The sequence below is a fragment of the Streptomyces griseoluteus genome, from assembly GCF_004784465.1.
Taxonomy (GTDB): domain Bacteria; phylum Actinomycetota; class Actinomycetes; order Streptomycetales; family Streptomycetaceae; genus Streptomyces; species Streptomyces griseoluteus.
Genome location: NZ_SRRU01000002.1, coordinates 87,711 through 107,137, shown reverse-complemented (window position 1 = coordinate 107,137; position 19,427 = coordinate 87,711). Strand labels below are relative to the sequence as shown.

14 protein-coding genes, 2 tRNA genes and 1 pseudogene are annotated in these 19,427 nt (G+C 71.2%); 8 read left to right on the top strand and 9 right to left on the bottom strand.

Going from position 1 to position 19,427, the window contains the following annotated elements; genetic code table 11:
• Positions 1 to 187: 187 nt before the first annotated feature.
• Together E5082_RS05920 and E5082_RS05915 are read right to left on the bottom strand one after the other, a co-directional pair.
• Positions 188 to 260, bottom strand: a tRNA-Asn gene (locus E5082_RS05920).
• Positions 261 to 266: 6 nt separating this feature from the next.
• Positions 267 to 339: transfer RNA gene (locus E5082_RS05915), tRNA-Asn, on the bottom strand.
• A gap of 171 nt (positions 340 to 510) precedes the next feature.
• On the opposite strand from E5082_RS05915, the gene E5082_RS05910 reads away from it, so the two are divergent.
• The 4 genes from E5082_RS05910 (at position 511) to E5082_RS05895 (ending at position 6,159) form a co-directional block, all read left to right on the top strand.
• A complete protein-coding gene (locus tag E5082_RS05910) occupies positions 511 to 819 on the top strand; it encodes a YtxH domain-containing protein (protein ID WP_135790222.1) in 309 nt (102 codons plus the stop codon).
• A 96-nt stretch (positions 820 to 915) separates the two neighbouring features.
• Positions 916 to 2,370: a xylulokinase gene (locus tag E5082_RS05905; protein ID WP_135790221.1), complete on the top strand. Its 1,455-nt coding sequence runs from the start codon at positions 916 to 918 to the stop codon at positions 2,368 to 2,370.
• A 127-nt stretch (positions 2,371 to 2,497) separates the two neighbouring features.
• The gene (locus E5082_RS05900) at positions 2,498 to 4,231 is read left to right on the top strand and encodes an ABC transporter ATP-binding protein (protein ID WP_135790220.1); all 1,734 of its coding nucleotides are present in this window, start codon (positions 2,498 to 2,500) and stop codon (positions 4,229 to 4,231) included.
• Entirely contained in the window at positions 4,231 to 6,159 is a 1,929-nt protein-coding gene (locus E5082_RS05895) for an ABC transporter ATP-binding protein (protein WP_135790219.1), read from the top strand. Before E5082_RS05900 ends, E5082_RS05895 begins: the two co-directional genes overlap by 1 nt.
• A 57-nt stretch (positions 6,160 to 6,216) precedes the next feature.
• Here the strand turns inward: E5082_RS05895 and E5082_RS05890 are convergent, their stop codons facing one another.
• The 4 genes from E5082_RS05890 to E5082_RS05875 form a co-directional block, all read right to left on the bottom strand.
• On the bottom strand, positions 6,217 to 7,362 hold the full coding sequence (locus tag E5082_RS05890; RefSeq protein WP_135790218.1) for an RNA polymerase sigma factor: 1,146 nt from the start codon (positions 7,360 to 7,362) through the stop codon (positions 6,217 to 6,219).
• 181 nt (positions 7,363 to 7,543) lie between these two features.
• A complete protein-coding gene (gene dnaG, locus E5082_RS05885; RefSeq protein WP_135790217.1) occupies positions 7,544 to 9,451 on the bottom strand; it encodes a DNA primase in 1,908 nt (635 codons plus the stop codon).
• A 47-nt stretch (positions 9,452 to 9,498) separates the two neighbouring features.
• Complete coding sequence (locus E5082_RS05880) at positions 9,499 to 10,758, bottom strand: NAD(P)/FAD-dependent oxidoreductase (protein ID WP_135790216.1); 1,260 nt, start codon at positions 10,756 to 10,758, stop codon at positions 9,499 to 9,501.
• Positions 10,759 to 10,864: 106 nt separating this feature from the next.
• On the bottom strand, positions 10,865 to 12,139 hold the full coding sequence (locus E5082_RS05875) for a deoxyguanosinetriphosphate triphosphohydrolase (RefSeq protein WP_135790215.1): 1,275 nt from the start codon (positions 12,137 to 12,139) through the stop codon (positions 10,865 to 10,867).
• A 131-nt stretch (positions 12,140 to 12,270) separates the two neighbouring features.
• On the opposite strand from E5082_RS05875, the gene E5082_RS05870 reads away from it, so the two are divergent.
• The 4 genes from E5082_RS05870 to E5082_RS05855 all read left to right on the top strand — a co-directional run bounded on the left by E5082_RS05870 (position 12,271) and on the right by E5082_RS05855 (position 16,353).
• Positions 12,271 to 12,948, top strand: coding sequence for a SanA/YdcF family protein (locus E5082_RS05870; RefSeq protein ID WP_135790214.1), 678 nt, complete (start codon positions 12,271 to 12,273; stop codon positions 12,946 to 12,948).
• 174 nt (positions 12,949 to 13,122) lie between these two features.
• Entirely contained in the window at positions 13,123 to 14,769 is a 1,647-nt protein-coding gene (locus E5082_RS05865) for a M4 family metallopeptidase (protein WP_135790213.1), read from the top strand.
• Positions 14,770 to 15,069: 300 nt separating this feature from the next.
• Positions 15,070 to 15,612 (top strand): hypothetical protein, encoded by a 543-nt coding sequence (locus tag E5082_RS05860; RefSeq protein ID WP_135790212.1) that lies wholly within the window; start codon positions 15,070 to 15,072, stop codon positions 15,610 to 15,612.
• Positions 15,613 to 15,732: 120 nt separating this feature from the next.
• Positions 15,733 to 16,353 carry a class F sortase gene (locus tag E5082_RS05855; protein WP_135790211.1) on the top strand — a complete coding sequence of 207 codons (621 nt, stop codon included), beginning with the start codon at positions 15,733 to 15,735 and terminating at the stop codon, positions 16,351 to 16,353.
• A gap of 14 nt (positions 16,354 to 16,367) precedes the next feature.
• On the opposite strand, the gene E5082_RS05850 is transcribed toward E5082_RS05855, so the two are convergent.
• The 3 genes and pseudogenes from E5082_RS05850 to E5082_RS05840 form a co-directional block, all read right to left on the bottom strand.
• On the bottom strand, positions 16,368 to 17,201 hold the full coding sequence (locus E5082_RS05850) for a carbohydrate ABC transporter permease (protein ID WP_135790210.1): 834 nt from the start codon (positions 17,199 to 17,201) through the stop codon (positions 16,368 to 16,370).
• The gene (locus E5082_RS05845) at positions 17,194 to 18,096 is read right to left on the bottom strand and encodes a carbohydrate ABC transporter permease (RefSeq protein ID WP_135790209.1); all 903 of its coding nucleotides are present in this window, start codon (positions 18,094 to 18,096) and stop codon (positions 17,194 to 17,196) included. Before E5082_RS05845 ends, E5082_RS05850 begins: the two co-directional genes overlap by 8 nt.
• Positions 18,093 to 19,338, bottom strand: a pseudogene (locus tag E5082_RS05840) (ABC transporter substrate-binding protein). The gene E5082_RS05845 and the pseudogene E5082_RS05840 overlap by 4 nt, the downstream one beginning before the upstream one ends.
• Between the last annotated feature and the right edge of the window lie 89 nt (positions 19,339 to 19,427).

Genomic DNA, 19,427 nt, shown 5'->3' with positions numbered 1-19,427 from the left:
GTACAACTGTGCGCGCCGTCTGCCGCAGCATAGCCGCTCATACGATCTCCTGCTTCGGATGGTCGGCTTCCGCGCTGCTTCCCTGACCTGGCACGACTGCGCCGGGCCGTCCCGGAGCGCCCGGACACGGGACCGGACATGAAAAAGGACCCCGCGGGGTCCTCGTTCCATGCCGTCGTACAACGCGCTCCCCCGACTGGACTCGAACCAGTAACCTGCCGGTTAACAGCCGGCTGCTCTGCCAATTGAGCTACAGGGGATCGAAGCTCCCCCGACTGGACTCGAACCAGTAACCTGCCGGTTAACAGCCGGCTGCTCTGCCAATTGAGCTACAGGGGATCGCTTCGTCTGCATCGAACGCATCCACCTGGGTATTCGCCAGGGGGCGGGCGCTCGCTGCGACACATACATTAGCGCAAGCAGGGGGGTGCTCCGCCAATCGGTTCGCCTCCGGCGCCGGCACAGCACCACAGACCCCCGTCAGGGACTACGCAAGGAAGGGTGGCCCACATGCGCTACCGGCTCACGTTCGTCGCCGGACTGGCCGTCGGATACGTACTCGGAGCACGCGCCGGCCAGCAGCGCTACGAGCAGATCAAGAAGGCCGCTCGCGGGGTCGCGCAGAACCCCGCCGTGCGCAACTCCGCCGAGACCGCCGCCCAGCAGGGCAAGGTGTACGCGGGCAAGGCGCTGCACACGGTCAGCGAGAAGGTCGGCGATCACGTCCCCGAGTCGTTCACCGAACGGGTCCGCTCCCGGCTCGGCCGCAACGGCCACGGCCGGCCGGCCGAGGACGACTGGGGCACCAGCCATCCCTGAACCGGCCACCCCACGCGTGTGCCCCCTGAGCAGCGGCTCCAGGGGGCACAGGCGTACCGGCCGGAGCAGCCCGCGCTCTGCGGCAGAATTTGAGCCATGGGGATAGTCGCCGGGTTGGACAGTTCGCCCGCATTCACTCGCATCGTGGTCTGCGACACGGACACGGGGGCCGTGCTGCGTCAGGGGTACGCCCCGCATCCGCTGGACGTGCCGGACGGCGCGCCGCGGCCCAGCGACGTCGACCCGCAGGCATGGCTGCTCTCCCTGGGGGAGGCCGCGGGCGGCGGCCTGCTGGAGGGCGTGCAGGCCATCGGTGTCTCCACGCAGGCCAACGCCGTGGTCCCGCTGGACGCGCAGGGCAACACCGTGCGCCCGGCCATGGCCGGGGCGGACAAGCGGGCCCAGGTGGCCGCCGCCGACCTGATCGACGCGCTCGGCGGCCGGGAGGCGTGGGCGCAGGCGGTCGGCTGTGTGCCGCAGGCCGCGCGGCCGGTGACCAAGCTGCGCTGGCTGGCGAAGAACGAGCCGGAGAACGCCAGCCGTACCGCCGTACTGCTCCAGGCGCACGACTGGCTGGTCTGGCAGTTGCTGGGGCGGCCGGTGCGCCGGACCACCGACCGGGGCGGCGCCTCGGGCACCGGGTACTGGTCCGCCGCCACCGGCGCCTACCGGCCCGACCTGGTGGAGCTGGCGCTCGGCCACCAGGTGGCGCTGCCCGAGGTGATCGGCCCGGCCCAGGCCGCGGGCACCACCCCGGAGGGGCTGCTGATCTCCGCCGGTACGGGCGAGACGATGGCCGCCGCCTTCGGCCTCGGCATCGGCCTGGGCGACGCGGTGGTCTCGCTGGGCGCGTCCGGGTCGGTGATGGCGGTGCACACCGAGGCGCTGGCCGACCAGACCGGGATGATCACCTCCCTCGCCGACGCCACCGGCATGCACCTGCCGGTCGTCACCACACTGAACGCCGTACGCGCCCTGCGCGGCACCGCCGAACTGCTGGGCCTGCCCGGTCTGGAGGCCCTCTCCGAGCTGGCGCTGCAGTCCACGCCCGGCTCGCACGGCCTGGTGCTGCTCCCCTACCTGGAGGGCGAGCGCACCCCCAACCTGCCGCACACGGCGGGCACCCTGTCCGGGCTGCGCCGGGAGTCGATGAAGGCGGTGCACCTGGCGCGGGCCTCCTTCGAGGGCATGCTGTGCGGGCTCGCCGACGCGCTGGACGTGCTGCGCGGCCGGGGGGTCGCGGTGCGCCGGATCTTCCTGCTGGGGCAGGCCGCCGAGCTGCCCGCCGTACAGGCGATGGCGCCCTCGCTGTTCGGGGTGCAGGTGGTCGTGCCGCAACCCGCCGACTACGCGGCGATCGGCGCCGCCCGCCAGGCCGCGTGGGCCCTCGGGGCCGCGCAGGGCACCCTGGACCCGCGTACTCCGCCCGCCTGGCAGGGGGCGGCCGCGCAGGTGCTGGAGCCGGGTGCCGACCTGGCCGTGGGACAGGCGGTGCGCCAGCAGTACGTGGCCGTGCGGGAGCAGACGCATCCGGGGGCGTTCGGGGCGTAACCGCGTGAACCGGCCGGAGCCGGCGGGGCACCCGATGGGTTAATCGGTTGAGGTAACACCGGTGTAGTGCCCGACGATAGGGCCATGGGCAGTTCCACCGCCCCACCGCCGACTCCGAGAGACAAGCGTGCTCATACGACTTCTGCGGACCTGTCTCAGGCCCTACAAGAAACCCATCGCCCTGCTGGTGGTGCTCCAGCTCCTCCAGACCAGCGCCACGCTGTACCTGCCCACCCTCAACGCGCACATCATCGACAACGGTGTCGTGGAGGGTGACACGGGTTACATCCTGACCTTCGGCGCCCTGATGATCGGCATCTCGCTGGTCCAGGTCGTCTGCAACATCGGCGCCGTGTACTTCGGTGCCCGTACCGCCTCCGCGCTCGGCCGGGACCTGCGTGCCGCGGTCTTCGACCGGGTGCAGTCCTTCTCCTCGCGGGAGCTGGGACACTTCGGCGCACCGTCGCTGATCACCCGTACGACCAATGACGTGCAGCAGGTCCAGATGCTGGTCCTGATGACGTTCACGCTGATGGTCTCGGCGCCCATCATGTGCGTCGGCGGCATCGTGCTGGCCCTCGGTCTCGACGTGCCGCTGTCCGCCGTGCTGATCGCGGTCGTGCCGGTGCTGGGCGTCTGCGTGATGCTGATCGTGCGTCGGCTGCGGCCGCTGTTCCGGTCCATGCAGACCCGCCTGGACACCGTGAACCGGGTGCTGCGCGAGCAGATCACCGGCAACCGCGTCATCCGCGCCTTCGTCCGCGACGAGTACGAGCAGGGGCGGTTCGGCAAGGCCAACGGCGACCTGACCGAGATGCAGCTGGCCACCGGCCGGATGCTGGCGCTGATGTTCCCGATGGTGATGACCGTGGTCAACGTGTCGTCCATCGCCGTGGTCTGGTTCGGCGCGCACCGGATCGACAGCGGCGGGATGCAGATCGGTGACCTGACCGCGTTCCTCGCCTATCTGATGCAGATCGTGATGTCCGTGATGATGGCCACCTTCATGTTCATGATGGTGCCGCGCGCGGAGGTCTGTGCCGAGCGCATCCACGAGGTGCTGGACACCGAGTCCAGCGTCGTGCCGCCGGCGGCGCCGGTGACCGAGCTGCGCGGGCGCGGACACCTGGAGATCCGGAACGCGGGCTTCCGCTATCCGGGTGCCGAGGAGCCGGTGCTGCGCTCCATCGACCTGGTGGCGCGCGCGGGTGAGACGACGGCCGTGATCGGCTCGACCGGCAGCGGCAAGTCGACCCTGCTCGGCCTGGTCCCCCGCCTGTTCGACGCCACCGAGGGCGAGGTGCTGGTGGACGGCGTGGACGTCCGCGAGGCCGACCCGGCCCTGCTGGCCCGCACCGTGAGCCTGGTCCCGCAGAAGCCGTACCTGTTCGCCGGCACCGTCGGCAGCAACCTGCGCTACGGCAAGCCGGACGCCACCGACGACGAACTGTGGGCCGCGCTGGAGACCGCGCAGGCCAAGGAGTTCGTGGAGCGGCTCGAGGGCGGTCTGGAGGCGCCGATCTCGCAGGGCGGCACCAATGTGTCGGGCGGTCAGCGCCAGCGCCTGGCCATCGCCCGCACGCTGGTCCAGCGCCCGGAGATCTACCTCTTCGACGACTCGTTCTCCGCGCTCGACTACGCCACCGACGCGGCGCTGCGCGCGGCGCTCGGCCGGGAGACGGCGGACGCCACCGTGGTGATCGTGGCCCAGCGGGTGGCGACCATCCGCGACGCGGACCGGATCATCGTGCTGGACGAGGGCCGGGTGGTGGGCTCCGGCCGTCACCACGAGCTGATGGCGGGCAATCAGACGTACCGGGAGATCGTGCTCTCCCAGCTGACGGAAGCGGAGGCCGCCTGATGGCCGGTCCCATGGGACGCATGATGGCCGGGGGCGGCCCCGACCAGCGGTCGATGGACTTCAAGAACTCGGGCAAGCGGCTGGTGGCCCAGTTCCGGCCCGAACGGGGCACCATCTTCGGCCTGCTGGCCTGTGTGGTGATCAGCGTGGCGCTGAACGTGATCGGCCCGAAGATCCTCGGTCAGGCCACCGACCTGGTGTTCGCCGGCATCGTGGGCCGGCGGATGCCCGCCGGGGCGTCCAAGGAGCAGGTCCTGGACTCGCTGCGCGCGCGGGGCCAGGGCTCCGTCGCGGACATGCTGCGCAGCACCGACTTCACGCCCGGCCAGGGCATCGACTTCGACGCGGTCGGGCGGGTGCTGCTGCTGGCGCTCGGGGTCTTCCTGGTCGCGGGCCTGCTGATGGCGGTGGCGACCCGGCTGGTGAACCGGGCCGTGAACCGCACGGTGTACCGGCTGCGCGAGCAGGTGCAGGCCAAGCTGTCGCGGCTGCCGCTGTCCTACTTCGACAAGCGGCAGCGCGGTGAGGTGCTCTCCCGCGCCACCAACGACATCGACAACATCGGGCAGACGCTCCAGCAGTCGATGGGCCAGTTGATCAACGCGGTGCTGACCGTCATCGGCGTGCTGGTGATGATGTTCTACGTCTCCTGGCTGCTCGCGCTGGTCGCGCTGGTGACGGTGCCGCTGTCCTTCGTGGTGGCCACGCGGGTCGGCAAGCGGTCCCAGCCGCACTTCGTGCAGCAGTGGCGCACCACCGGCACGCTGAACGCCCACATCGAGGAGATGTACACCGGGCACACCCTGGTGAAGGTGTTCGGCCGCCAGGAGCAGTCGGCGAAGCAGTTCGCCGAGCAGAACGACGAGCTGTACGAGGCCGGGTTCAAGGCGCAGTTCCACAGCGGGGTCATGCAGCCGCTGATGATGTTCGTGTCCAACCTGAACTACGTGCTGGTCGCCGTCGTCGGCGGTCTGCGGGTGGCCTCGGGCACGCTGTCCATCGGTGATGTGCAGGCGTTCATCCAGTACTCCCGCCAGTTCTCGATGCCGCTGACCCAAATCGCCTCCATGGCCAACCTGGTGCAGTCAGGTGTCGCCTCGGCGGAGCGGGTGTTCGAGCTGCTGGACGCCGAGGAGCAGGAGGCGGACCCGGTGCCGGGCACGCGTCCCGCCGAGCGGCGCGGCCGGGTGGAGCTGGACCACGTGTCCTTCCGGTACGACCCGGAGAAGCCGCTGATCGAGGATCTGTCGCTCACCGTGGAGCCGGGCCAGACGGTCGCCATCGTCGGCCCGACCGGCGCGGGCAAGACCACGCTGGTCAACCTGCTGATGCGGTTCTACGACGTCACGGGCGGCCGGATCTCCCTCGACGGGGTGGACATCCGCACCATGTCCCGCGACGACCTCCGCGCCGGGATCGGCATGGTGCTCCAGGACACCTGGCTGTTCGGCGGCACCATCGCGGAGAACATCGCCTACGGGGCCTCGCGGGAGGTCACCCGCGGCGAGATCGAGGAGGCCGCGCGGGCCGCCCACGCGGACCGGTTCGTCCGTACGCTGCCCGACGGGTACGACACGGTGATCGACGACGAGGGGACGGGGGTCAGCGCCGGTGAGAAGCAGCTCATCACGATCGCGCGGGCGTTCCTCTCCGAGCCGGTGATCCTCGTTCTGGACGAGGCGACGAGCTCCGTGGACACCCGGACCGAGGTTCTCATCCAGAAGGCGATGGCGAAGCTGGCCGACGGCCGTACGTCGTTCGTCATCGCGCACCGTCTCTCCACGATCCGGGACGCGGACACGATCCTGGTGATGGAGAACGGTTCGATCGTGGAACAGGGCGCGCACGCCGAGCTGTTGGCGGCGGACGGTGCGTACGCCCGGCTGTACCAGGCCCAGTTCGCCCAAGCGGTGGCCGAGGTCGACTAGAAAAGAGGCTGTCGCGCGGTTCCCCGGGGGCGCGGGGAACCGCGCGACAAGCCGGAATCAGTCCAGATAGCCCCGGAGTTGATCCGCGTACGCGTGGTCCCGGAGCTTGCTGAGGGTCTTGGACTCGATCTGCCGTATCCGCTCCCGCGTGACACCGAACAGGCGGCCTATTTCCTCCAGAGTGCGCGGGCGGCCGTCCGCCAGGCCGTACCGCAACTGGACGACCTTCCGCTCACGCTCCCCGAGGGTGGAGAGCACAGCGTCCAGATGCTGCCGCAGCAGCAGAAACGCGGCCGACTCCACAGGACTTGCCGCATCCCCGTCCTCGATCAGATCCCCGAGGGCGACCTCGTCCTCCTCCCCCACCGGGGCATGCAGGGACACGGGCTCCTGCGCCAGGCGCAGGATCTCGCGCACCCGCTCCGGCGGGAGCTCGAGGTGGGCGCCGACCTCCTCGGGAGTCGGCTCGTACCCCCGCTCCTGGAGCATGCGCCGCTGCACGCGGACCACCCGGTTGATCAGCTCCACCACATGCACGGGTACCCGTATCGTGCGGGCCTGGTCGGCGAGCGCCCGCGACATCGCCTGCCGGATCCACCACGTCGCGTACGTCGAGAACTTGTACCCCCGCGCGTAGTCGAACTTCTCCACCGCGCGGATGAGCCCGAGGTTGCCCTCCTGGACCAGGTCGAGCATGGTCAGCCCCCGCCCGACGTACCGCTTGGCGACGGAGACGACGAGGCGCAGGTTGGCCTCGATGAGGCGGCGCTTGGCCATGCGGCCCATGACCACGATCCGGTCCAGGTCGAGCGCGAGCCCGCTGTCGAGCGCGGGGGTGGTGCTGAGCTTCTCCTCGGCGAAGAGCCCGGCCTCCACCCGGCGGGCGAGTTCGACCTCCTCGGCGGCGGTGAGCAGGGGGATGCGGCCGATCTCACGGAGGTACTGGCGGAACAGGTCGGCGGAGGGGCCGCCGCTCTCGGTGCGGGAGGCGCCGGGCACGGGGGTGACGGGCTCGTCGTCGCCGGTCAGCGCCTCGGCTGGCGGCTCGGCAGCGTCCTGCGGCGCGGACTCCGGGGCCGTCGCCGGGTCGCCATGGCTCTGCGCGGGCACGGCCCCGAGCAGGCCCGGCTCGGCACCGCCGTGGGCGCTGCGGGCCATCTGCGTGAGGGTGTGGGTCTGCACGGGGGCGACCTCCAGGATGATCGCTGCTCCGGGGGGTGTGCGGCAGCGGCGCGGCGGAGCGCGAAGTCGACGGCCTGCGCTCCGGGGGACTCGGGCACCGCCCCCAGTGTGGGGTACGACACATCTTCGCCACGAGAGTCGTGCGGTGACTTTTTGCTTCCGGTCCGTGACCGCGTGGTGATCCCGGGGCGCGGGGGGCCGTCTAGAGAGCGGCCGGACCCTCGTGCTGCAGCGCCCGGTCGTACCGGGTGAGCACCATCATCTCGTTCTGGACGGCCGCCGACTGGGCCGGATCGGTGTTGCCGAGGCGGGTGAGGGTGGACTGCAGCTCGGTGAGGCGGCGGGATACGGCACGGCGCCTGATCTGCACCAGCACCATGCCCGCGTACGTCTCGTCCACCGTGCGGCGCATGATCGTCTCCACGGCCAGCTCGGTGACCATGGCCCGGACGGTGTCGTCGGGGGCGGCCTCGCGGACTCGGACCACGTACTCCTGGGGGTCCTGGGTGCCGAACTCGGCGCCGCCGGCCTCCGCGATGGCCTGGCGGACGGCCGCGTAGGGGGGTGCGGTGAACTCGTCCAGGCCGTAGGCGTCGAAGGCGGGAGAGACCAGCTCCGGTCGCTGGAGGGCGAGTTTGAGGAGTTCGCGTTCGGTGGCGTAGACCGGGTTGCGCAGGGTGAGGGCGGGGCCGCCGGTGGGGCGGGGCGCTGCCTCCCAGCTCTGCTGGGGAGCGCGGGACTGCGCCTGCGGGGCGGCGGAGCCCTTGCCGCCGCGGTCGCGGGCCCAGCGGGCGAGCTGGGCGACGCGCTTGACCACGAACTGGGTGTCGAGGATGCCGAGCATGCCCGCGAGGTCGACCGCGACCTCGTGCTGGGCGCCGCTGTTCTTGATCCGGGCGACGACCGGCGCGGCCTCGTCCAGGGCGGCGGCGCGGCCGGCCGGGGTGTCGAGGTCGTAGCGGGCGACGATCTGACGCAGCGCGAACTCGAAGAGCGGGGTGCGGGGCTGGACCAGGTCGGCGACGGCCTCGTCGCCCTTGGCGAGGCGGAGTTCGCAGGGGTCCATGCCGTCGGGGGCGATGGCGATGTAGGTCTCGGCGGCGAACTTCTGGTCGTCCTCGAAGGCGCGCAGCGCGGCCTTCTGTCCGGCCGCGTCGCCGTCGAAGGTGAAGATCACGCGGGCCGAGCCGTTGTCCATCAGCAGCCGGCGCAGGATCTTGATGTGGTCGCCGCCGAAGGCGGTGCCGCAGGTGGCGATGGCGGTGGTGACCCCGGCGAGGTGGCAGGCCATGACGTCGGTGTAGCCCTCGACGACGACGGCCCGGCTGGACTTGGCGATGTGCTGCTTGGCCAGGTCGATGCCGTACAGGACCTGCGACTTCTTGTAGATCGCGGTGTCGGGGGTGTTGAGGTACTTGGGCCCGTTGTCGGACTCGTAGAGCTTGCGGGCGCCGAAGCCGACGACCTCGCCGCCGATGTCCCGGATGGGCCACATCAGGCGGCCCCGGAAGCGGTCGATGGGGCCGCGGCGGCCGTCCTGGGCGAGGCCGGAGAGGATCAGTTCCTTGTCGCTGAAGCCCTTGCCGCGCAGGTAACGGGTGAGGTGGTCCCAGCCCTGGGGGCTGTAGCCGACGCCGAAGTGGACGGCGGCGGCCTGGTCGAAACCGCGCTCGGCGAGGAAGACCCGGCCGGTGTCGGCCTCGGGGCTGGTGGCGAGCTGCTCGGCGTACCACTGGGCGGCGATCTTGTGGGCCTCGACCAGGCGGATGCGCTCGCCGCGCTGGTGGGCGGGGTTGTAGCCGCCCTCCTCGTAGCGCAGGGTGATGCCGGCCTGGCCGGCGAGGCGCTCGACGGCCTCCGAGAAGGAGAGGTGGTCCACCTTCATCACGAAGGTGATGGTGTCGCCGCCCTCCTGGCAGCCGAAGCAGTGGAAGAGTCCCTTGCTGGGGCTGACCTGGAAGGACGGCGACTTCTCGTCGTGGAAGGGGCAGAGGCCCTTGAGGTTGCCGCCGCCCGCGTTGCGCAGCTGGAGGTACTCGGAGACCACGGCGTCGATCGGGACCGCGTCCCGTACCGCCTTCACGTCCTCGTCGTTGATCCGTCCTGCCACGGATGAATTCTACGGGGGTCCGGGGACACTCCCCGCGCGCCCGGCCTTCAGGACACCAGGTCGGCGAGCGGGACGTGCGGGTCGGCGAGGGCCTCCACGTCCACCTCGGCGCCGGAACGGATGAGGCGCTGGATGGGCTCTGTGACGTCCCACACGTTCACGTTCATCCCGGCGAGCACCCGGCCCTCGCGCACCCAGAAGGCGATGAACTCGCGCTTGCCCGCGTCGCCCCGGATGACGACCTGGTCGTAGGAGCCTGGGGGTGCCCAGCCGCTGTACTCCATGCCCAGGTCGTACTGGTCGGAGAAGAAGTAGGGCACGCGGTCGTAGGTGACGTCCTGGCCGAGCATCGCGCGGGCCGCTGCCGGGCCGCCGTCGCGGGCGTTGGCCCAGTGCTCGACGCGCAGCCGGCCGCCCAGGAGCGGGAAGTTCGCCACGTCACCGGCGGCGTGGATGTCGGGGTCGGAGGTGCGCAGGCGCTCGTCCACGAGGATGCCGCCGCCCACGGCCGGGTCGGCCAGTTCCAGGCCGGCCGCCTCGGCGAGGCCGGTACGGGGAGCGGCGCCGATGGCGGCGAGCACGTCGTGCGCGGGGTGCTCCTCGCCGTCGTCGGTGCGGGCGGCGAGGACCATGCCGTCCTGGCCGATGATCTCGGTGAGCCGGACCCCGAAGTGGAAGCGGACGCCGTGCTCGCGGTGCAACTGGGCGAAGAGGTTGCCGAGCTCCGGGCCGAGGGCGCCGTACAGCGGGGTGGGCTCCGGCTCGATCACGGTGACCTCGGCGCCGTACTGGCGGGCGGCCGCGGCGACCTCCAGGCCGATCCAGCCGGCGCCCGCGATCACCAGGTGGCCGTTGTCCCGGCCGAGAGCGGCCAGCACGCCCTTGAGGCGCTCGGCGTGGGCGAGGCGGCGCAGGTGGTGGACGCCTGCGAGATCGGTGCCGGGGACGTCGAGGCGGCGGGGTTCGGCACCGGTGACGAGCAGCAGCTTGTCGTAGCGGATCAGGGTGCCGTCGTCGCCGAGGCGGACGGTCCTGGCCGCGCGGTCGATGGCGTCGACGGTCTGGCCGAGGTGCAGCTCGATGTCGTTGCGCGCGTACCAGGCGGGCTCGTGGACGAAGACGCTGTCGCGCTCCGCCTTGCCGAGCAGGTGGCCCTTGGACAGCGGCGGACGCTCGTAGGGGTGGTCCAGCTCGTCGCAGATCAGTATCACGCGGCCGGTGAACCCCTCCGCGCGGAGCGTCTCGGCCGCTTTCGCGCCGGCGAGCCCGCCTCCGACGATGACGAACGTCTGATCCGCGTCGACCACTTGATGCCTCCTCGTAACGATGCCGCCTTCAGGCGAGCGTCCCGCACGCGGCGTGGTGCGGGAAGAGGGGATGGCCGGAAACGGGCCACCCCCCGTCATTTACCCGCTACATATGCCCGGTGAGCCTGGCGTGCAGCGTGCGGGCGGACGCGTCGGTCAGCGAGGCGATCTGGTCGACGATCACCCGCTTGCGCGCGTGGTCGCTCTCCGCCTCGTCGAACAGCGCCCTGAACTGCGGTTCCAGCCCCTCCGGCGCGCGCAGGGTGAGCGCCTCGGCCAGCTCGGCCACGACGATGCGCTGATCGGCGCGGAGCAGTTCCTGCTCGGCCCGCTGCATCACGTACCGGTCCGCGACCGCCTTGAGCACCGCGCACTCCATGCGCGCCTCGCGGGGTACGACGAGTTCGGCGCCGTACCTCGTGAGGCGGCCGGTGCCGTGGGCGGCGCGGGTGGCGGTCTCGGCGGCGAGGCAGAAGCGGCCGATCAGCTGGCTGGTGGCGTCCTTGAGCCGGGACTGGGCGACCGCGGTGCCGTCGTAGCCGTGCGGCCACCACTCCTGGTCCTGGAGCCGGTCGAGGGCCTCGGCGAGTTCGGCGGGGTCCGTGTCGGCGGGGACGTAGCGGCCGATGGCGACCTCGAAGACCGCCTCCCGTTCGGGGTCGGCGTGCAGGCAGTCGGGGTCGACGTGGCCGGCGTGCAGGCCGTCCTCGACGTCGTGCACCGAGTACGCGACGTCGTCCGACCAGTCCATGACCTGCGCCTCGAAGCAGGTGCGGGTGCCGGGGGCCTCCTTGCGCACCCAGTCGAAGACGGGGCGGTCGTCGTCGTAGACGCCGAACTTCGGGGACGCCGGGTCGGTGGGGTGGGCGCCGCGCGGCCAGGGGTACTTGGTCGCGGCGTCCAGGGTGGCGCGGGTGAGGTTGAGGCCGACGGAGCCCTCGGGGGTGAAGCGCTTGGGCTCGATGCGGGTGAGGAGCCGGAGGGACTGGGCGTTGCCCTCGAAGCCGCCGATGTCGTCCGCGAACTCGTTCAGCGCCTGTTCGCCGTTGTGGCCGAAGGGGGGATGGCCGAGATCGTGTGCGAGGCAGGCGGCTTCGACGAGGTCGGGGTCGCAGCCGAGGGCCGCGCCCAGCTCGCGGCCGACCTGGGCGCATTCCAGGGAGTGGGTGAGGCGGGTGCGGGGGGTGGCGTCCCAGGCCGGGGTACGGGTGCCGGGCGTGACGACCTGGGTCTTGCCCGCGAGGCGGCGCAGCGCGGCGGAGTGCAGGATGCGGGCGCGGTCGCGCTGGAAGGCGGTGCGGCCGGGGCGTTTGTCGGGTTCGGGTGCCCAGCGTTCGACGGAGGTCGGGTCGTAGGCCGAGGGGTGTGCGGTGCCTTCCATGCCATGACAGTAAGCGCCGGTACGGACATCGCGCGGCAGGGGTGACGGGATTGTGGCGTTCTGCGGGGTCGGAGTGAACCGCACGGCCGCGATTCACGTCCTCCGGCACGGGATCGGACACAGGGGGCGGGATGAGGATCGGCCGACCGAGGCTGCCGCGCACGGTGCGGGGGCGCCGACGGCTGGTGCGGGGCGTGGTCGCGGGGTGCGTGCTCGCCCTGCTGCCGTCGACCTGGCTGTACGCCTCCACGGCGGACCGGCTGCGCACGGCGGCGGACGTGCCGCGCACCGAGGTCGCGGTCGTCTTCGGCGCGGGCCTGTGGAACGGCGGCCCGTCCCCGTACCTGGCCCACCGCCTTGACGCGGCCGCCCGCCTGTACCGCGCCGGCCGCATCGAGGCGGTCCTGGTGACAGGCGACAACAGCCGCGAGGACTACGACGAACCGAGCGCGATGCGCACCTACCTCAGCCGCCACGGCGTCCCCGCCGGACGCATCGTCAGCGACTACGCGGGCTTCGACACCTGGGACTCCTGCGTCCGCGCCCGCCGCGTCTTCGGCGTCCACCGAGCCATTCTGATCAGCCAGACCTTCCACATCCGCCGCGCGGTCGCCCTCTGCGAGGCGGCGGGCGTCTCGTCGTACGGCCTGGGCGTGGAGGACCGGCACGACGCCACCTGGTACTACGGCGGCACGCGGGAGGTCTTCGCGGCGGGCAAGGCGGCGCTGGACGCGGCCTTCCGCCCGTCCCCGCAGTTCCTGGGGCCACGGGAGCGGGGCATTCAGCGGGCGTTGGCGAGCGCCCCTTAGGCCGGCGGTCCCCTGAGGGATCTCCACGCCTCGCCACTCACCCCGTAGGGGATCTCCACGAGAACACCATCAGGCCCCCTGACGGTGCTATGGACATGACATGTCATGCCCTCTTAAATCTCTAGGACATCAGCGCCACCCCACGCCTCGCAGGCGCCTCACCCAAGGAGACCGATGAGCCGGATACGGCAGCACGTCCGCGGGTCCCGTCGTATTGCCACCGCCACTGCCGCCGCCGCTGCGGCGACGTTGCTGGTCACCGCCCTCTCCCCCGCCGCCCAGGCCGACACCGGGCCGAAGCGGGCGACCACGCTCGCGGACGCGGCCTCCCTTCTCGTCTCGCATGCCGCGAGCCTCGGCCTCACCTCCGACCAGGGCACCAGCGTCCGGGACGTGATCGTCGACAAGGACGGTACGCAGCACGTCCGTTACGACCGGACCTATCGCCACCTCCCCGTGCTCGGCGGGGACTTCGTGGTGCACCTGAACTCCGGCGGCGGTTACCGCGGCGCCGACCGCGCCACCCGTACCGCGCTCGAACTGCCCACCGTCACACCGAAGCTGACCGGCGCGAAGGCGGCGGGGATCGCGGTGGACGCGCTGCGCTCCGCCAGCCCCCGGAAGCTGACGCGGGCGAAGGCCAAGCCGGAGCTGGTCGTCGACGCCCTGCACGGCAAGCCGAGACTGGCCTGGCGGACCAACGCGGTCGGCCTGGACACCCTGGGCAACCCGGTGGGCCGTACCGTGCTGACCGACGCCCGTACCGGCGCCCGGATCGACGCCTGGGACAGCATCGAGACGGCGGCGGGCGACGGCAAGTCGCTGTACAGCGGCACGGTTCCGCTTCAGACGACCCAGTCGGGCTCGGCGTACCAGCTCAAGGACGCCACGCGCGGCAACACCTACACCGGTGACGCGGCCAACAAGACCGACCTGTGCATCCTCGGGATCTGCCTGAGCCGCGCCCCCTCCACGGTGTTCACCGACGCCGACAACCACTGGGGCACCGGCGCCACGGCCGACCGCGCCTCGGCGGCCGTCGACGCCCAGTACGGGACCGACCAGACCTGGGACTACTACAAGGACGTCCACGGCCGGAACGGCATCGCGGGCGACGGCAAGGGCTCGTACAACCGCGTCCACTACGGCAGCAACTACAACAACGCCTTCTGGGACGACAGTTGCTTCTGCATGACCTACGGCGACGGTGACGGCACCACCTTCGGCCCGCTGGTCGCGCTGGACGTGGCCGGGCACGAGATGACGCACGGCGTCACCTCCAAGACGGCCGCGCTGACGTACTCGGGCGAGTCCGGCGGCCTGAACGAGGCGACCTCGGACATCCTCGGCACGATGGTCGAGTGGCACGCGGGCAACGCCACCGACACCGGGGACTACCTCATCGGTGAGCGCATCGTGAAGCCCGGCTTCGGCAAGGCCGCGCTGCGCTTCATGGACAAGCCCTCCAAGGACGGCAACTCGGCCGACTACTGGTCCAGTTCGCTCGGCAACCTGGACGTGCACTACTCCTCCGGCGTCGCCAACCACTTCGCGTACCTGCTGGCGGAGGGCAGCGGCGCGAAGACCATCAACGGGGTCTCGTACGACTCCCCGACGGCCAACGGCCAGTCGGTGACCGGCATCGGCCGCGACAAGGTCGGCAAGATCTGGTACCGCGCCCTGACGGTGTACATGACGTCCTCCACCAAGTACGCGGGCGCCCGCACGGCGACCCTCAACGCGGCGAAGGACCTGTACGGGGCCGGGAGCGCGGAGTACAACGCGGTCGGCGCGGCGTGGAGCGCGGTGAACGTGAGCTGAGCCTCCTGTAGCGAGCGGTGGCTGACGGTGCGTCGGGGTCCGGCGCACCGTCTTCGCGTTCCCCCCGGCCGCACGCCATTCGTGTGCACTTGGCTCCGGTCCCCCAGCGTGCCTCTGACCTGCTGTTATGCCGCGCCGACTCACCCGTGCGGGGGCGGCGGCAGCCACCCGTTCACCGCAGCGGGGGCGGCGGCCCGGGAGGCGGGCCGGGCGCGGTGGCCTTTACCTCGAAAGGGCAGGGGCACGTCCCCCGCGCCACAGGAGTCGATGACACGAGTCGGACAAGCTCTGGGGAGCACCATGCGACGCACCGCCCGTCTGCTGACCGGTACCGCGCTGGCCGTAGCAGCGGCCGGGCTCGGCACCGCTCCGGCCCACGCGGACGCGGCCCCTCTGACGCCGGCGCGGGCCGGCAGCCTCCAGGTGTACCCGTCCACCGCGCTGCCCGGCAGCCAGGTCACGGTGAACACGGCGGCCTGCGGGGAGAAGGGAGCCGCGGTGGGTGACGCGGGGGCGGTGGGCGCGGGGACGTTCGCGCTGGCGCCGACCACGCACGAGGGCGAGGCGATCGGGCAGTTCCAGGTGCCGGCGGGGGCGCAGCCGGGCACGTACGAGATCGTCGCGCGGTGCGCGGAGGGCGAGAAGCGGGTCACGGGAGACCTGAGGGTGACCATGGCCGGGGCGCACGGACAGGTGCAGCCGCACGGCAGTGTGAAGACGGGGGTCGGTGGCGCCTTGGGCCCCGGCCCCGTGCAGACCACGGCGGGTGTGGCGGCTCTGGCCGTCGCCGCCGCGGGCGGTACCTGGCTCCTGCATCGCCGGGCGAGAGGCGACGGGATCTGACGGACACCCTCCGCTGTCCGTCGCCGGTACCGCGAAGCCCGCCCCCTAAGGGTCCGATGCCCCTCGTGACCCCTGGGGGGCGGGTCTTCCCTCAAGGGTCGTCTCCGGTAAGGGGTTCCCATGCGCAGGATCGGCGACACCGTCATAGCCGTCGTCACGGCGTTCGCGCTCGGTACCGGTGTCTGGCTGCTCGGTACCGGTACCGGTACTCCCCCGCAGCCGTCCGCCGCCGAGGGCCGCCCCGATCCGGGCGGCGCACGCGGCGCGGCCACACCCCTGCTGGCGTCTCCGCCCACCCGTATCCGCATCCCCGCGATCCGGGTGAACGCTCCCCTGATGGGCCTCTCCCTGACCTCCTCGGGCAGCCTGGACGTACCGCCCCCAGCCGAGAAGAACCTCGCAGGCTGGTACGAGGCCGGCACGACCCCCGGCGACACCGGCACCGCCGTCGTCGCCGGCCACGTCGACAACACCGAGGGCCCCGCCGTCTTCTACGACCTCGGCGCCCTCAGGCGCGGCGCCACGATCGAGGTCGACCGCGAGGACGCCACGACGGCGGTCTTCACGGTGGACTCGGTCGAGGTGTACTCGGCGAAGAACTTCCCCGACTCCAAGGTCTACGGCGCCTCGTCCCGCCCGGAACTCCGGGTGATCACCTGCGGGGGCGGCTACTCCAGGTCGACGGGGTATCAGGGGAACGTGGTGGTGTTCGCGCACCTGACGGGCGCGCACGGCACCTGACGGCACGCCCCCGGTCAGTCGATACCGGAACGCTCCACACCCGTCACGATCCACCGCTGGAAGACCAGGAAGACCACGAGCAGCGGCAGGATCGACACGGCAGCCGCGACGAACAGCTCGTGCAGCCGGATCACCTGCGCGGTGGTGAAGGACGACAGCGCCACTTGAACGGTCCAGGCACTCTGGTCCTGGCCGATGACCAGCGGCCACAGGAACGAGTTCCAGGCGCCGAGGAACACGATCGTGCCGACGGCGGCGAACACCGGCCGGGCGTTCGGTACCACGATCAGCCAGTACGTGCGCCAGTATCCGAGCCCGTCGACCTGGGCCGCGTCCTCCAGCTCCGTGGGGAACCCGAGGAAGTACTGGCGGAAGACGAAGCAGGCGAACGCCGAGAACAGGGTCGGCACGATCAGTCCGCGCAGCGTGGAGATCCAGCCGAGCGAGGACACCAGCACGAAGCTGGGCACGAAGGTGACGGCCGCCGGGATCAGCAGGGTGCCGAGGATGCCGTAGAAGACCTTGTCCGCGTGCCGGTAGGGGATGCGGGCGAGGCCGTAGCCCGCGAGGGAGGCGAGCAGGAGGGTGCCGAGGGTGGTGGCGACGGCGATCAGCGCGGAGTTGAGCAGAGAGCGGGCGAAGGGGACGGAGGTGTCCGCGAACAATTCGTGGACGTTGTCCCAGCGCAGCTCGTGCGGAAAGAAGGTCCACTCGGGCGAGGTGATGTCCCGCTCGGTGGAGAGGCCGTTGCGGAGCAGCAGGTAGAAGGGGATCAGGAAGAGCAGGGCGAGCGCGATCAGCACCGCGAGCCGCAGCGCGCGTCCCGCCCGTACGAGGGCGTCATCCATCGGCGTCCGTCCTCCCGAGCTTCAGCCAGCGCGCCTGGGCGGCGGTCACCACGGCGATGACCAGCGCGAGGATCACGGCACCGGCACTGCCGAGTCCCAGGTTCTGCCCCTGGCCGAGGGCGGTGTAGTAGAGGTAGACGAGCGGGGGCCGGGCGTAGGGCGGGTAGCCGCGGGCGTCGGAGAGCAGGTTGTAGAACTCGTCGAACGCCTGGAAGGCGTTGACGACGAGCAGCAGCACCACCGCGACGGAGGTGGCGCGCAGCTGGGGCAGCGTGATGTGGCGCAGTACGGTCCAGCCCGGCCGGGCGCCGTCGACGGCGGCGGCCTCGTACAGCGCCGGGTCGATGCGCTGGAGCCCGGCGAGGAAGAGGATCATGTAGAAGCCGGCCTGGAGCCAGAGCCGTACCGTGATGATGACCAGCCAGTACCAGGGTGGGTCGGGGGTGGCGAGCCAGGCCACGGAGTCGGCGCCGAACCAGCCGAGGACGGTGTTGGCGAGCCCGAACCGCACCCCGCTGAAGATCGACATCTTCCAGACCAGGGCCGCGACGACGTAACTGCAGGCGGCCGGCAGGAAGAACACCGACCGGAAGAAGGCGCGCGCCCGGCGGACCCGGTTGACCATCAGGGCGAGGGTCAGGGAGACCACGTAGGTGGTGGGCACGATGAACGCGGTGAAGACGAGGAAGGTCTTCAGGCTGTCCCGGAAGGCGTCGTCCCGCAGCATCGCGGTGTAGTTGTCCAGGCCGACGAAGTGCGTGGGCGTGACGGTGTTGTGCGCGTCGAACAAGCTGAGGCCGACGCTCCACAGCAGCGGGACGTAGGTGAACAGGGCGAGCCCGGCGGCGAAGGGGCCGACGAAGACCCAGAACCACAGCGCTGACCGGTGCTTCACCGCTTCTTCTTCACCCGGTCGAGTTCGGCACTCACCTTCCGTACGACGGCCCGCACTTCGCTCTCCGGGTTGGCGCCGCCCTTGATGATCCGCACCAGGGCGTCCTGGTAGGCCGTCTGGTTCGCGGGGGTCCACAACAGGGACTGTGCGTGGCCGTGTTCGGTGGTGAAGCGGACGGCGTCGGCGGCGGGGCCGGACCTCAGCCTGGCCGCCTTGCGGGCGAGGGAGATGCGGGCCGGTATGTGGAAGCCGTAGGAGAGGGAGAAGTCCTCCTGGTAGTCGGTGCGTTCGACCCACAGCCACTTCACGTACTCCTTGGCGGCCGCCCGGTACCGGCTGCGCGCGCTGACCGCTGAGCCGTACGCGCCTACGGGCACTGCGGGGGCGCCGTGCGGTCCGTCCTCCGGGAAGGGCAGCACCCCGAAGTCGTCGCCGAGTTCCTTGCTGATCCGGGGCAGCGCCCAGAGGCCCGACCACTGCATGGCGGTGAGCCCCTGGAGGAAGGCGGCGGGGTCCGACCAGTCGGTGGGGGCGCCGAGAAGGAGGGACTTGTCGGCGTACAGGTGGTGGAGTTTGCCGAGGGTGCGGGCGGCAGCGGGATCGTCGAAGCCGACCTTGCCGCCGTCGGTGACGAGCTGGAGTCCGGCCGCGTTGAGGGGGGGTTCCGGAGAGTACGCCCGCGCCGCCGTCGTTGCCGAGGAAGAGTCCCTTGACCTTGGCGGTGGTGAGCCGCTTGGCGGCGTCGATGAGGGCGTCCAGGGTGGTGGGCGGCTCGACACCGGCGGCCTTCAGCAGGCTCTTGCGGTAGTAGAGCATCTGCATGTCGATGACCTGCGGGATGCCCCAGATCCTGCCGTCGTACGTCTTGGGCGTCAGCACGGCCGGGTTGAAGTCGTCCTTCACCCCGTCCAGCAGGTCGGTCAGATCGACGACCTGGCCGCCCTGGATCTGGTCGAGCGTCGGGCTCCCCTCGAACACGTCCGGCCCGGAGTCGGTGAGCAGCGCGGCGGCGGTCTGCCGGTCGTAGTCCCCGGGGCGCCACTGCACGTCGACGTCGGCCTTGTCGTACCCGGCGGCGTACCGCTTGACGGCCTGCTCGGTCCCGGCCTCGCCGTACTGGTGGTACCACTGCGTCAGCCTGGTACCACCCCCGTCGTTCCCGCGCCCGGTGTTGCCCCCGCAGGCTGCCAGCAACCCGACGCTCGCCCCCGCACCCAACAGTCCCCTGCGACTGACCGCCATCTGAGCACCTCCTCGCTTCCGTCATCGATGCCCGGCCCGGCGATCAACGATGCGGGACGAGTACGAAGAGGGCGTTGCGACGGTGTGTC

Bases quoted from the DNA above. Each gene is read 5' to 3' on its own strand.
- E5082_RS05910 (WP_135790222.1), top strand. From the start codon at position 511: ATGCGCTACCGGCTCACGTTCGTCGCCGGACTGGCCGTCGGATACGTA.
- E5082_RS05905 (WP_135790221.1), top strand. From the start codon at position 916: ATGGGGATAGTCGCCGGGTTGGACAGTTCGCCCGCATTCACTCGCATC.
- E5082_RS05895 (WP_135790219.1), top strand. From the start codon at position 4,231: ATGGCCGGTCCCATGGGACGCATGATGGCCGGGGGCGGCCCCGACCAG.
- E5082_RS05875 (WP_135790215.1), bottom strand. From the start codon at position 12,139: ATGGAAGGCACCGCACACCCCTCGGCCTACGACCCGACCTCCGTCGAA.
- E5082_RS05870 (WP_135790214.1), top strand. From the start codon at position 12,271: ATGAGGATCGGCCGACCGAGGCTGCCGCGCACGGTGCGGGGGCGCCGA.
- E5082_RS05865 (WP_135790213.1), top strand. From the start codon at position 13,123: ATGAGCCGGATACGGCAGCACGTCCGCGGGTCCCGTCGTATTGCCACC.
- E5082_RS05860 (WP_135790212.1), top strand. From the start codon at position 15,070: ATGCGACGCACCGCCCGTCTGCTGACCGGTACCGCGCTGGCCGTAGCA.
- E5082_RS05855 (WP_135790211.1), top strand. From the start codon at position 15,733: ATGCGCAGGATCGGCGACACCGTCATAGCCGTCGTCACGGCGTTCGCG.
- E5082_RS05850 (WP_135790210.1), bottom strand. From the start codon at position 17,201: ATGGATGACGCCCTCGTACGGGCGGGACGCGCGCTGCGGCTCGCGGTG.